Source organism: Mesorhizobium sp. HAY1-8B, assembly GCF_056868045.1.
In genome coordinates, this window is sequence record NZ_CP200321.1 from 2257518 (window position 1) to 2271349 (window position 13832).

At 60.4% G+C, this 13832-nt stretch carries 7 protein-coding genes and 1 pseudogene; 4 read left to right on the forward strand and 4 right to left on the reverse strand.

The annotated features are described in order from the left end of the window. Positions 1-2715, forward strand: a complete 2715-nt coding sequence (locus tag AC1VON_RS10820) for a GNAT family N-acetyltransferase (RefSeq protein WP_483122072.1) — start codon at positions 1-3, stop codon at positions 2713-2715. A 492-nt stretch (positions 2716-3207) separates the two neighbouring features. Here AC1VON_RS10820 and AC1VON_RS10825 read toward each other — a convergent pair whose 3' ends face one another. The 3 genes from AC1VON_RS10825 to AC1VON_RS10835 form a co-directional block, all read right to left on the reverse strand. Beyond that, positions 3208-3939: a hypothetical protein gene (locus AC1VON_RS10825; RefSeq protein WP_246740786.1), complete on the reverse strand. Its 732-nt coding sequence runs from the start codon at positions 3937-3939 to the stop codon at positions 3208-3210. Positions 3940-4197: 258 nt separating this feature from the next. Beyond that, the gene (locus AC1VON_RS10830; protein ID WP_483122074.1) at positions 4198-6165 is read right to left on the reverse strand and encodes a class I SAM-dependent methyltransferase; all 1968 of its coding nucleotides are present in this window, start codon (positions 6163-6165) and stop codon (positions 4198-4200) included. Between the two features lie 93 nt (positions 6166-6258). Continuing rightward, positions 6259-8295, reverse strand: coding sequence for a glycosyltransferase family 2 protein (locus AC1VON_RS10835; RefSeq protein WP_483122076.1), 2037 nt, complete (start codon positions 8293-8295; stop codon positions 6259-6261). Between the two features lie 1159 nt (positions 8296-9454). Here AC1VON_RS10835 and AC1VON_RS10840 point away from each other — a divergent pair. Further along, positions 9455-9841 carry a hypothetical protein gene (locus AC1VON_RS10840; protein ID WP_172352178.1) on the forward strand — a complete coding sequence of 129 codons (387 nt, stop codon included), beginning with the start codon at positions 9455-9457 and terminating at the stop codon, positions 9839-9841. Between the two features lie 2 nt (positions 9842-9843). After that, positions 9844-10389: pseudogene (locus tag AC1VON_RS10845) on the forward strand (DUF4347 domain-containing protein); the annotation flags it as partial. A gap of 2751 nt (positions 10390-13140) precedes the next feature. Here the strand turns inward: AC1VON_RS10845 and AC1VON_RS10850 are convergent. Next, positions 13141-13488 carry a hypothetical protein gene (locus tag AC1VON_RS10850; protein ID WP_483126415.1) on the reverse strand — a complete coding sequence of 116 codons (348 nt, stop codon included), beginning with the start codon at positions 13486-13488 and terminating at the stop codon, positions 13141-13143. A gap of 27 nt (positions 13489-13515) precedes the next feature. Here AC1VON_RS10850 and AC1VON_RS10855 point away from each other — a divergent pair, with 27 nt between their 5' ends. After that, positions 13516-13725: a hypothetical protein gene (locus AC1VON_RS10855; RefSeq protein ID WP_483126416.1), complete on the forward strand. Its 210-nt coding sequence runs from the start codon at positions 13516-13518 to the stop codon at positions 13723-13725. Positions 13726-13832: the final 107 nt, after the last annotated feature.

Here is a 13832-nt window from a genome sequence, read left to right on the forward strand (position 1 = left end):
ATGGCGAGCGTCCGGCGCGCGGTGGTCGCGGTCTATTTCGAGAAGTACGCCACCCTCATCCTCAATTTGGCGACGCTGTACGTTTCGTCGCGGTTTTTGACACCCAACGAAATCGGCGCTGCCTTCCTTGGCGCCAGTCTCGTCGCACTCGCCGAGGGTATGCGGGATTTCGGCGTCACCAACTACATCGTCAACGCCGAAAAGCTCTCAAAGGAGGAAATACGCACTTCCTTCACCATGATGCTGGTGGTCGCCATCATCCTTACGACCGCCTTCGTCGTGACGGCGGGCCTCTATGCCGACTTCGCCCACGAACCGCGTCTGGAGAACTTCGTCCGCACCGTGGCGTTCGGCTATCTGTTCTCCAGCATCGGCTCGCCGATCGTCGCTCTGCTTCGCCGCGACCTGAAGTTCTGGAACATCGCGGCCATCAACCTGGGCTCTGCGCTGGTCGGCAACATCACCACCACTGGCTTGGTGATGATGGGCTTCGGTTATATGAGCTTCGCCTGGGGTTCGCTGAGCTATCCGCTCTCCACCTTCGTTTTTGCCGTCCTCATGCGCCCGGACCTGTCCATCTTCCGGATCGAGTTCACCAAATGGCGCGAGATTCTGGCGTTCGGCGGGTTTAACACCGCTACCGGCCTTCTGACCACCCTCGGCGAGGTCATTCCGACCTTCATGCTGGGCCGGGCCAGCGGCAGCACCGATGTCGGTCTCTACAGCCGAGCTCAACAGGTCACGCAGATGCCCAGCCGTTTGGTCATATCGGCTATATCCGCGGTGGCCCTGCCAGGGTTCGCCGCCTATGCGCGCACGGGGCGTCCCCTCAAGGCCCCCTATCTCAAAGCCGCCGCCAGTCTGACCGCGTTCCACTGGCCCGGCCTGGCGATGGTCATCCTCTTAGCCTATCCCTTGGTGCACATCCTACTGGGACCACAATGGGACACCTCCATCCCGCTGGTGCAGGTGATGGCGGCGGCCACCATGCTCTGCTTCCCCGTCCCACTGATGTTTCCAGCCCTGGTGGCCGCCGGCGGGATCCGAGACACGGCCAAGGCGTGGATCATTTCCCTGCCGATCACGAGCCTGATCATGATCCTGGCGGCCCAGCATGGCCCCTTTGTCCTGGCGCTCTCGATCTTCGCCACCACGCCGATCCAAGTGGGCGTTGGCCTCTGGTTCCTGATGCGCCGGCTGAAATTGAGCGTCGGCGAATATCTGCGCGCGCTTGTGCCCAGCGCCGTCGCCACCCTCGCCACGGCGCTGGGTCCGCTCGTTGTCATCGGACTGAACGGTCTCGACATGGATCTATCGGTCTTGCAGGCGGTCCTGGGCGGCGGGCTTGGCGCAGTACTTTGGTTCCTGGCCATGGGCTGGACCCGTCATCCCTTTGCCGCCGAACTGGCTTATTTGCTAGGCAGGGTGCAAGCCCTGGCGCCTGCGCGCCTGCGAGCTCCCTTTGCCCTCATCCGGCGCTTCCTGGGTGAGGACACCGAACAGGGGCAGGCTCCTGCGCCGGCCGACGCGGACAGCAAAACAAATACTCCGCTCCGTCGGGGCGGCGTGCAATCTGTCTGGTCTGTGGTCAAAGGGCGGCCGACCGCTTCTTCGAACGATCGCCTGGATGGCAGACAAGCACTGACCGCGGGGGAATCGGTGATGAACCACTCTGACGCCATGGATTCCGCCGGCGCGAAAGCCGCCGGTTCGAATTTCAAGCGTGCGTTAAGCCATTTCGCCGCGCCCGCCGTGATCTCGGCTGCCCGCATCGTGACCCCCTTGACCACGCGGGGCGTTCAAATCGCCTGGTTTGACGTCTGGAACTCGACCCTCGACCAGGCCCTGGACGCCCTGCCGGCCATTCCCGGCTGCGACCGCGACCTTTATCGTGAGCTCACCCAGCCGACGAGCGCCCGGAAGCGCCACGCTCTTGCGACGGAGAACGGCCAGCCGACCGCGATCATCTCCTTGCGTCGCCGCCGCCTATACTGGGAGCCCGTCGCCTATCAGGCGCTTCCCGGTGTGATCGCGCCCGCGTCGTCTGCCGCCTCCCTTGGTCGGGCGCTGCACGCCTTGGGCGTCGAGGTGCGGATCGAGGCGGGGCTCGACAAGAGCGTCGTGGATCTCAATCCGCGATCCTACTGGTCCCCGGACAACTACCGCGTCGACCTGGAGGACGACTATGAGGCACGGTGGAGCCGCAATCACCGCAAGAATGTGCGCAAGGCCTGCCAACGTTGCGACGAGTTCATGCGGCTTCGCGTCAACGATGTGGGCGACCTGGAATGGTGCTGCGCCCAGTGGGGCCGCGTGTGGGAAAGCAACGACGCCGAGGAGACCGTGGCCGTCGAGGACCGCCTGCGGTTCTGGCGCGCCTTCATGAAACGGCAGACCGCCGACAGTCCAATCCAGTTTCAAACCTTGGCCCTGCTCGACGGCGATAGGCGCACGGCCGGCACCGTCCTGATGTGTAGGGAAGGCATCGTGCTCGGCCAATGCATCGTCCGCGACCCCGAATATGATGGCTTTTGGGTCGGTGTCCGCATAATGGAGGCGTCGATCGAATGGGCGGCAAGCGCTGGGTATCGCCAGTTCGATCTCGGCTCCGGGCAAGATTATAAACAGAGTTGGGGTGAGCCCGTGGCCGGGCGTTATGGTGCGATCTTTCGCCCATTTGCGGTCAGCGCGCTCTATCGGTTCGGACTTCTGTGACTTCGCTGCGTGAGTTCAGTTTTGTTTGAATAGCGCAGCGACATTCGCCGATTGAGCAAATCGGCTCCATCTCTGCATTGCCGAGGACGGCGACCGGTCGCAGTCAGTGATAGCTTAGAAGCCGAACAGGCACTTCACCGCTGAGTACCACAAAGCCGGGGAAAACGGTTCTGAAAGGTGTTATTTTGAAGGTGCTAATATTACCTTGGTTCCCAGCCGGCGACGCCACCCACGAAGCCGGTTAGGCTCGGCGGTCAAGAAAGTTGTACCCCAACAGACTGTCGGGCCGCTTGCGTGGATTCCACACCCAGCCGAATGAGCGCGCGCGGCCCGGCGCCTGTGGGGTTGGGGCTAACGGCGCCGGGCCTGACCGGCAGGATCCTGTAATTTCGCGCGCCGGTGACAAAGATATGTATGCCATTGGTAATATAAGAAGAATTCATCCAAATGAATAATGAAGGAGTAGAAGGCGCGGTATGATTGGCATTGGGCTTAAGAAACCCCCAAAAGCTCGCCTAAGCGGAGCGGCAGGTTCGGAGAGGCTTGCAACTCGGCGCAACTCTCTTTCCATCGCTGCAGATAATCACCGACGGGAATTCCGCTGCGGCCAGGCCAGCGGTTGAGCGCGCCGAGAGCCTCGACGCAGTCGGGCGCGCGATTGTACTCGGCAAGAATGGTCACCGACATTGCCTGCGCGAACGGATTGAGGCGAGGGTCCTCTATTTCGCTGCGATGATTGGTGAACCACGCGGCAGCGTCGCGGGTGAGCCCCTGGCTGCCGGCGAGGGCGGTGTAGCCCTCGATGATGTTCTCGTGATACTTGGCGATGGCATCGCCGAAAGCGTTGTCGCCGGCAAACGGAGGGTTCTGCGTCCAGTCCATTGCCAGGCGCTCCAAGCCACGCAGCGAGAACGCTTCAACCATGGCTTCCTCAAGCCATTGGCAGGGTGCGGCGGGCTTGGCGTCGGCTTGCCAACTGTTGGCAAACACATGGCCGAGTTCATGGCCGAGCTGATAGGCGAGCTTCGACCAGTCCCGCTCGCCGATGTCGACGATGATCCATGCCATACTGCTGCCGTCCGGATGCAGCCAAATGGCTGGCGTGCCGGATGTGTGCTCATCGACGCGCAGCCGCGTCGGCTGCCGGTCTGAGACAAGGCGCACGCCGTGGAAGCATGCTTGTCGCGTCCGCTTGATGACCTGAGCGACAGCGCCCTCCAGCATACGGCCCCAGTCGCCAGCAAGCTCGATGGGAGCGGAGAGGAGGGACGTGGGCGGAGTGGTTAGGGCAGGTTGAGGAGACATCGTCGCAGACCTCGCTTCACGACCGCTTGACAAGGCCGAGCCGCCCAGCATCAAACAGCAGGCGGGTGAGCCTACAAGCAATGATAAGAAATCTCGTCGCCTCACCATCCATTCCATGATGCTTCACCGAACGACGTGGTTGGTATCTGCCGATGGAATCGACCGCCAACTGTCTTGCTATCCATGGCCGCAGCCTGGAAACATACGGTTCGATATCGCAATAGATTTCTCAAGGGATTCCCTAGAAGCCTCGGGCATCGGCAGGAACGGATAGAACCAAAGTGTGTGATCAGGCCTGAGTGACCGGTTCGGAAAATCGAATGCTGTTGGATATACTGTCACCGATGGCGCGCGCTCGATAAGATCAGATCGGACATAAGATAACTCCATTACCGGTGCGACCGTATGCCCATCGACAATAATCAGAGGCTCGTTGTTGTTCGAATGAACATGGAATAATGTGAAATCATTATTGATTTTCGACAATGCCGTCACGAAACTGGTTCGATAGGTCGGATTACCCAGATTACCCAATCCATGAATTTCAACCGCAATTTGCCGAAACTGTCGAAGTATTGATTGCGGTAACGTCGAGAATATCTCGAACTCAGCGCCCTCGATATCGATCTTCAGAAGCAGATCAGATCGACCCTCATGCCCCAGTCTGTTAAGTTGGTATTCGAGCGTATATAGGGATGCCGTCTCGTTGCTAGTTGCTGCCAGCCCTTGCTTATAAAAATGGAAGTTCGGGTGTTCGAGAGGTGTCCCTTGGATGGTATGGTCGAACATGAATATATTCTTTCCCATGTTCGCCAACTCAAGATCAAACGAGACTTGATTACCAATTCCAAAGCTGTAGACAACGTCTATCCCGTCTAGATCATCAAGAATTACATATCCCCCATCGCTTTTGCAGCCGATTCGTCTCTTGGCGAATGGTTTTACATCATACGGTTTAAGAAGACTCAAGGCTCGGAAAACGTCCTGTGAGCGGGGAGGCTCCGAGAGCGAGAAACTTTCGTAGCCGAGACAATGGGGCCGGGATAGAGTGATGCGCCCATCGGGCTCGGCGCAAAGGTACGTGCCGCCAACATGGAAGCCAACCCAAATCCAATGCTTCGGAAGGATTTCCAAACTGGTAGGCGCCAACGTCTTGGAATCCCGAACGGTCAACGAGCGATCTAACTGAAAGGCAATCGGAAGGCGGTGATCATCATCGCCGAATACCATCTGCCCTTGCTTTCCCTCCAACAGAAATCTGACGTTCGTCGAGCTGCTTTCGATTGCGCCATGACGCAGTTCCCCGGTGTCGACGTCAACGTACAGCACGGTGCCGTGAGCCGTATATATCCAAGGCAGTGCTTCGAACTTCTCCTTGGTGATGAGGGTCAACGTATTTTCGGGATGAGACTTGCCAGAGTCGCGTGAACTCAAGAAGCTTATTACCCGCTTGTACCGCTCCAGATTTCCACCACCTTGTAGGTGGAGTGCATCTTTCTCTGAAGAATGAGGAAGCGCCCCCGTAGGGTAAAAAGGCTCTGTTTCGGAGGGCGAGTTCCAAATGAAAATTGGCACCTCGCGAGACGAAAAATAGAGTGAAAGAACGACGGCGTCGCTTTGCCGGCAGTCCATGTCTTTCGAGGTCGCTTGTACGTATTCTAAGAAGTCGCCTCCGATACATGCAGGAGGATACAGGACTGTACCGAATCCTTCGAACATTGATACTGGAATCTGTCCGTATTTAAAAGTGATACTACCATCTTTGTTGAAGTCGCCACCATGCCTTGCAAGTATGCGATGTTCCGAATGGCGATGTCCGCGGCGGAGCATTGCCAGTTGATTTTCTGGATACGCAAAGTCGTCGTCTACCGACCAAAGATACGTTTCCTGGTCGCTCTGATGTCGTAACAATGTGGGGGCGATTTTTGTGATTGGGCCGTAGTCGTCCGTTCGGAAGATCTTTACCCGCTCCATTTCCGTAAGCCATGTCGGCAGAGTGTATGTTTCGTTCGTACGCACGCATACATATGGAATATTCAACTCCACGTGCTCCACCGGAACAGTCTGTCCAAGTACGCTTTCGAGTACAGGACGAATTCGATCAATTCGTGAGGGGATGGTGGTCATTGACGCGATTATTTGCATGGTCTGTCCATTCATCAAGATCGAAACACTGCTGCTTCGCCTTACCGTTCAATCGCGTTGAAAAGAAACGCCACGTGGGTTTTCTCGCCCAGGTCAGGCCGGAATAGGCGTGGAGACGGAGGCGCCGGTAAATGCCGGGATATCGCCCGCTCCGCGCAAAAACTCCCGCGCTCGTTCAATCCCGCCGACGACATGATATTCGTGGTCGCCGAACGTGATGTAGCCATAGATCTGCCGGTTATCCAAGTATTGTACGATTCCTGACTTCCGCGCACTGTCAGCAAAAATGACATATTCATGCCGAGACGTCCCGTCCTCATACGTCAGTTCGTGAAGCACGTCGGCCCGGACAAGATAGGTGCAGTGCACGAGCGGCATCTCGATGACGCCGCGCACATGGCGGTTAAGCACCCAGCCATATTGATCGCACTGCATATAATAACCGTTTGCGTCCACCTCGGCGTGGTAGTTCGAATAGTATTGGCCGGGCGAGATGGAGCGCAGCAGGGGAGCGACGATCGGCAGGTCGAGCGCTGCAAGCTCTCGCAGCGTGGCAGGCCGCACGAAATTGTCGACATCGGCGACGAAATAGAAATCGCAGCCGTGCTCAAGTGTTTTCCGCAAGCTAACGTTGCGGATTCGGCCTAGCACCCTGAAGCGCGTCTCGTTCCATTCGTGTTCGCCAAACTGCTCTACCCGATCGACGACGTCGGAGGCATCGATCTCAACTGCCGCGTAGAGGTGGCCCACGCGTTCCACCCATTCGCGCAATATGTGCTCGGTCCTGTCGGTATTGTTGTTTGTCCGGATGTAGAGGACGATGGACTCCTTCGGGTAGTCAAGCGCCTCGATGCACTCGAGGTACAGCGGCAGTGCCGGCTCCTTCTGCTTTGCTAGTATTGCCACCAGGACGCGCGGCATCCCCTCCATGCGCGACCGCAACGAGCGTCGCGATACAAGCTTGTGCTGCTCGATCAGGCTCTCGGCGCCCAACCCCCCCAATTCCGGAGGCTCACGCACCTCGAGTTTGTCAGCGGCGAACCGCGCGTTGGCTGCCACGCGTTGCACCATGTCGGCCGGCAGTTTGCCTGAGACCAGCAATTTCACGCAGGCATCGAGTGACTCCCGACTTGCGCCCGCCCAATATGCGTTGATCGAAAACTCATCGAGCAGCCCGTAGTCGTATACCCAGGGCTGAACAAACAGTCCCGCGGGTTTGTTCATGCCCAGGCCGCGGCGCGCATATTCCTGCCCCTCCACGTTCCTGCCCTGGTTCCGGCAGTAACGGCTCGCCGCATGCAGCGCTTCGGCGCGGGTGGGCACTGTCTGTGTCGCTTGCTCGAAGACGGCGACCACCTCGTCGAATGGCCGGCCAAGGGTCGCCATCAGATTCCCCGCCTCTAGAAGGCTTATATAGATCTCCTCGCTCCAGAAACCCTGGTGGGTACGCTTCAGATAGCGTTCGAGCGCTTTTTCATGCTCGCCGCAATCCTTGTAGCTCTGCGCCAGATAGAACGTGTAGCGCGATATCAGGAACGGGTCGGATTCTGTTGTGAGCTCATTCTCCAAAGCAGCCGCATCGTCCTGGTACTTCCGTGGATTTTGACTGCGGGCTCCTCCGCGTCCCGTCGCGATACGAAACCCTTCGGTGTTCTGCCGTGTGATGGAGCCGGCCGGCGCCTCGAGGTATTCGTGCAGAACGGCCTTGAAGGAAAAAGGAAGTTTGTTGCGGCAGATCTGCGGGCGATGGAACGAAATGTCGCCATGGACTACCTCGACGTCGTATAGATCGTGTTCCATCCGCGACTTGAAAACCACTGGATCGAAGTCCGGGTCGGCGACCAGGACATCGTCGGCATCGATGATCATCGCGTAGTCGACCCACTCCACCTCGCGTAGCCGCTCAAGCGCGAAGGTGCGGTTGTATGCAAAGTTCCGCCACGGCTCGTCGATGACAGCGCCCTTGACATTGTGGGTGGCTAGGAATCTTCGGATGAGCTCCTGTGTGCCGTCGGCAGAACCCGTGTCGACGACAAGAACGTAGTCGACGAGGGGGAGCGCGCTGGCGAGACAATTCAGGATAACCTTCGCCTCGTTCTTGACGATCATGCAGAGGCCGATGGTGCTCATGCCGATCGCTCCGAGGAGCGGTTGCAATGATCAGCCACGGCGCGACATCCTTTGATCTTGGCCATCTGACTGTTGACGATCATGTTGAGGCATACCTGCTTGCTGGTTGTCATAAGTAACGTCCGTTCTTGCAGAAATACGGATTGGAGTTGTTGAGTGCGCGCAGCCATGGGGGCGTGCGGATACGGACCGGTTTGGCTTTATGTAGCCTGCAGGCCACAGTGTCTCGGCATTTTAGCCTGGTCGCTAATGCACAATTCCTCGCGTCTCGTTATTCCGGTGCAATCGCCGGCTTGGCAAGGCTCCTCCCCATGCGCCCGACATTTCCATCGCCGTCCATTTTACTTCTAACCATCCGATGGCAGGGTTACTCCCTTCGGAGGAACCACTCCTCGCCTGCGATCGCCAAACTTCAGGTTCCATGGCACTTGCGTCGTCAGCGGTTGGTTGTTTAAGTCACGGATATCCTTTGATTTTTCTGCGTGTTTCCTGTGTTCGATCAGTTGCTAATCGTTGCCCTCAATTTACAACCCACTATTTACCAATTGTAAACCAATCCATTTACAATTTGGTCGCTTTCTAATTTACTAGTCTTGCGGGAAGTAACCCCGGCCTAGCGAAAGGCCGAAGAGCTGGGGTGATCTGCAAGCGAGGAGAATATCGGGGAGCAAAGGCCGTACTGCGCCTGAAGGCGTAGACGATGGCAAGTATTTTGTCTGCCTATTACTTCTTCACAATTTGTCGGATCCTCGCAAATTCGTCGTCGAGAAATCGAGCACGCATAACGGGGGGTCGTTGGTGTGATACAGCGCACGAAACAATGCGGTTTTCAGGCAGCTTTCCGTGCGGCCGAATACTATCCGCACCTGTTGTATACAACAGATCGCCACACGCTTGAGCGGCTTGAGCGGCAAGGGGCCTCCGATAAGTCCAGTCGATCACACCGCGAATCCCACCCTGTCGGGAATAGCCCTAGCGACAACGGCCACGGCGCCGCTCTCTTGGGCATCAGCATAGTGATGCCGTCGGGGCTTGCGTTCCGGTTTCGCCGTGCTTCGCCAGTCCCGCGAAATCCACCGATCCGCCAGACCAGGCCGCGTGGTTAGTCGTCGCCCGGCACCTTCAGTTTAAACCCCAATCGAAACCAATAGGATCTGTCATGGCCAGCGCAGTGCTTTTCGCCGATCCCTCAATGGCTGCTGCCGCAGGCGTGCCGGCCGACGACCACATCACCGTCTCATGGCGACCATGGGCCAAACCCAACACATATCAGATTGTCGCCAACCTTGGCGGCGTTCAGACAACGATCGGTCAGTTTATTGTCCCGAGGAGCCCGTTTGCCGGCAGGATTCCTGTTCCGGTCAAGGCGAGGGGACCTTTCACCGTCGCAGGCGGCAGTGCCGCGATGATGACGCAGGGCAGGATAGCCGTCTTTTCAAAAACCAGTCCCGACGCCGCCGCGACTTACGACGAGGCCACCTGGGAGATGTTGGGCAAGGCCGGCACCACAGTATCGGTCGTGGCAAAATTCGGCTCGGGAGAATGACAATGGGCGCGAACCTGACAAAGTCGTTTCCATCGATTGACACTCCGGCGGACAATCTCTTGCGGGCGACAAGGGAAATCGTCTTCATCGATGCCGCAGTCACCGATATTTCGGTGCTCATCGCGGGGCTGCGGCCCGGCGTGCAGCCGGTACTTCTTGGCGGCGGCATGCCCGCTTCGCAGGAGATCGCGCACGCCTTGCGCGGACAAGAGGACCTGGATGCGGTGCATATTGTCGTTCACGGCAGGCCGGGCGAACTCGAATTCACCACCGGGTCGCTCTCGCTTGCCAATGTCAACCGGCATCAAGACGATCTCTCGGCCATCGGCGACGCGTTGGGACCTCACGGCAGCCTTCTGCTGTGGAGCTGCCATGCCGGCGAAGGCACCTGCGGACGTGCTTTCGTGGATGCCCTCTCGCGCGCAACCGGTGCACAGGTCGCAGCCTCTACAGGCCTAATCGGCGCCGCGGCGAAAGGCGGAAGCTGGGAGTTGGATGTTGCCGGACGCCTGACGCACGCTCCGCTGACCGCGGTTGGTGTTGCGAGCTATACCGGTGTGATGGCAGCCTCCGCCAATTTTATGGTGATCAATGCTCCTGCCAGACCCAGCATGAGCGCGGACACTTTATATTGCTACATTGTCGCGAACATTGGAGGCGTAAATACAATTGTCGGAACTTTCATAGTTCCTCAAAGCTCATTTGCAAGTACATTGGTGGTTCCAGTTAGCCTCGGCGCTGGAACCTGGACAGTTGAAACGAATGGGAGCGCCCCTGATGTGAACGGGGAAGTTTCCATATTTACAACGACCAGCCCATCAGGCGGGCTCTCATCTGGGGATGATACTGCCACATTATGGATTGACGCCGACAACAACGCCGCCACGACCACGGTTGATGGCAATACGATCACCTTCGTAGGTACGGCAGGTGCGACCGGCGCCACGGGGGCTACCGGTGCGACGGGCGCAACTGGTGCAACCGGGACGACTGGCGCGACAGGCCGAACCGGGGCCACCGGCGCTACGGGCGCGACAGGCGGTACTGGTGCAACGGGTGCCACCGGTGCAACTGGGTCTACCGGAGCGACTGGCTCGACTGGGGTCACGGGTGCGACCGGCGATACAGGCGCGACAGGCTCGACTGGAGCCTCGGGTACGACCGGCGATACCGGAGCCACAGGCTCGACCGGAGCCACAGGCCAGACCGGGGCCACGGGTGCGACCGGTGATACTGGAGCCACTGGCTCGACCGGCGATACGGGTGCCACAGGCTCGACCGGAGCCACCGGTGCAACCGGTGATACCGGAGCCACAGGCTCGACTGGAGCCGCCGGTGCAACCGGCGATACGGGTGCGACTGGCTCGACTGGAGCCACCGGTGCGACCGGCGATACCGGAGCCACAGGCTCGACCGGGGCCACGGGTGCGACCGGTGATACTGGAGCCACCGGTGCAACCGGTGATACGGGTGCCACAGGCTCGACCGGAGCCACCGGTGCGACCGGCGATACGGGCGCTACTGGCTCGACTGGAGCCACCGGTGCGACCGGCGATACCGGAGCCACAGGCTCGACCGGGGCCACGGGTGCGACCGGTGATACTGGAGCCACCGGTGCAACCGGTGATACGGGTGCCACAGGCTCGACTGGAGCCGCCGGTGCGACCGGCGACACTGGAGCCACAGGCTCGACCGGCGATACGGGTGCCACAGGCTCGACCGGAGCCACCGGTGCGACCGGCGATACGGGCGCTACTGGCTCGACTGGAGCCACCGGTGCGACCGGTGATACCGGAGCCACAGGCTCGACCGGGGCCGCCGGTGCAACCGGTGATACGGGTGCGACTGGCTCGACTGGAGCGACCGGCGATACCGGAGCCACAGGCTCGACCGGGGCCACGGGTGCGACCGGTGATACTGGAGCCGCCGGTGCGACCGGTGATACGGGTGCCACAGGCTCGACCGGACCCACCGGTGCGACCGGCGATACGGGCGCCACAGGCTCGACCGGTGCGACCGGCGATACCGGAGCCACAGGCTCGACCGGGGCCACGGGTGCGACCGGTGATACCGGTGCAACCGGTGATACGGGTGCCACAGGCTCGACCGGGGCCGCCGGTGCAACCGGTGATACGGGTGCGACTGGCTCGACTGGAGCGACCGGCGATACCGGAGCCACAGGCTCGACCGGGGCCACGGGTGCGACCGGTGATACTGGAGCCGCCGGTGCGACCGGTGATACGGGTGCCACAGGCTCGACCGGGGCCGCCGGTGCAACCGGTGATACGGGTGCGACTGGCTCGACTGGAGCGACCGGCGATACCGGAGCCACAGGCTCGACCGGAGCGACCGGCGATACCGGAGCCACGGGTGCGACTGGCGACACGGGTGCTACTGGAGCGACCGGCGACACGGGTGCCACCGGAGCGACTGGCGACACGGGTGCCACTGGAGCGACCGGCGACACGGGTGCCACCGGAGCGACTGGCGACACGGGTGCCACTGGAGCGACCGGCGACACGGGTGCCACCGGAGCGACTGGCGACACGGGTGCCACCGGAGCGACTGGCGACACGGGCGCCACCGGAGCGACTGGCGACACGGGTGCCACTGGAGCGACCGGCGACACGGGTGCCACCGGAGCGACTGGCGACACGGGTGCCACCGGAGCGACTGGCGACACGGGCGCCACCGGAGCGACTGGCGACACGGGTGCCACTGGAGCGACCGGCGACACGGGTGCCACCGGAGCGACTGGCGACACGGGTGCCACCGGAGCGACTGGCGACACGGGCGCCACCGGAGCGACTGGCGACACGGGTGCCACTGGAGCAACGGGTGATCCTGGTGCTACTGGCGCAACCGGTGCCACTGGTGCAACTGGTAGCACGGGTGCCACCGGAGCGACCGGCGATACGGGTGCCACCGGAGCGACCGGCGATACGGGTGCCACCGGAGCAACTGGCGACACAGGAGCTACTGGAGCGACTGGAGCTACTGGAGCGACTGGAGCGACCGGCGACACAGGTGCCACCGGAGCCGCTGGCGACACGGGTGCCACCGGAGCGACTGGCGATACGGGTGCCACCGGAGCAACTGGCGACACGGGTGCCACCGGAGCAACTGGCGACACGGGTGCCACTGGCGACACAGGTGCCACGGGTGCAACTGGTAGCACGGGTGCCACCGGCACAACGGGCGGTACCGGAGCAACTGGTGCGACCGGCGCGACCGGTGCGACGGGCTCAACCGGGGCGACGGGCGCTACCGGCGCAACCGGACACACAGGTGCAACGGGCTCAACCGGGCACACGGGTTCCACCGGAGCCACGGGTGCGACCGGGCATACCGGAGCGACTGGTCCTGGCGACCATGACCATGACCATGATCATGGCCACGGCGACAACCACCATCATCATCATCATGGCCATGATGGCAGATCGCACGAACACGATCGCTACGATGGCAATGGAAACCGCCACGACAACGACCGTGGTAACCACCACGGTGGTAACAATGACCGGGACAACCGTGATAATGGCCATCGAGGGCATGGCAATGGGGACCATGGTTCGACGGCCACCAGTCAGGGCGGCAACATCTCGACCGGCACGCTTGGACTGAAAGACATCAAGCAGTTCATCCAATCCAGTAGTCCCGCAGACAGCCAGGACTTGTTCAGGCAGCTCATCAGCCTCGCCATTGTTTCGGTGGCAGTGGACCTTCTGAACCTGCTCACTTCTGTTGCAGGCTTTGGTCAGACCCAGAACAAACCGTCCGGTTCGACCTTGGACCTGACATCGGACAAGCACAGCTCCGGGTATGCTCAGACCGACGACACACTGAATAAGGCCCTGAGCAATATTCTGAAGCCGCATGGCTGAGTGGTTGAAAATAGTGCGCGCGGACCTTGCTGAAAGGCTAGGCCCGCGCGTGCGCGCTTCCGGCGCCGGCAATCGTCTCATCTCCTATGCCCGTTGGAGACACGGAC

Bases quoted from the DNA above. Each gene is read 5' to 3' on its own strand.
- AC1VON_RS10820 (WP_483122072.1), top strand. From the start codon at position 1: ATGGCGAGCGTCCGGCGCGCGGTGGTCGCGGTCTATTTCGAGAAGTAC.
- AC1VON_RS10825 (WP_246740786.1), bottom strand. From the start codon at position 3,939: ATGCTGGAGGGCGCTGTCGCTCAGGTCATCAAGCGGACGCGACAAGCA.
- AC1VON_RS10830 (WP_483122074.1), bottom strand. From the start codon at position 6,165: ATGCAAATAATCGCGTCAATGACCACCATCCCCTCACGAATTGATCGA.
- AC1VON_RS10835 (WP_483122076.1), bottom strand. From the start codon at position 8,295: ATGAGCACCATCGGCCTCTGCATGATCGTCAAGAACGAGGCGAAGGTT.
- AC1VON_RS10840 (WP_172352178.1), top strand. From the start codon at position 9,455: ATGGCCAGCGCAGTGCTTTTCGCCGATCCCTCAATGGCTGCTGCCGCA.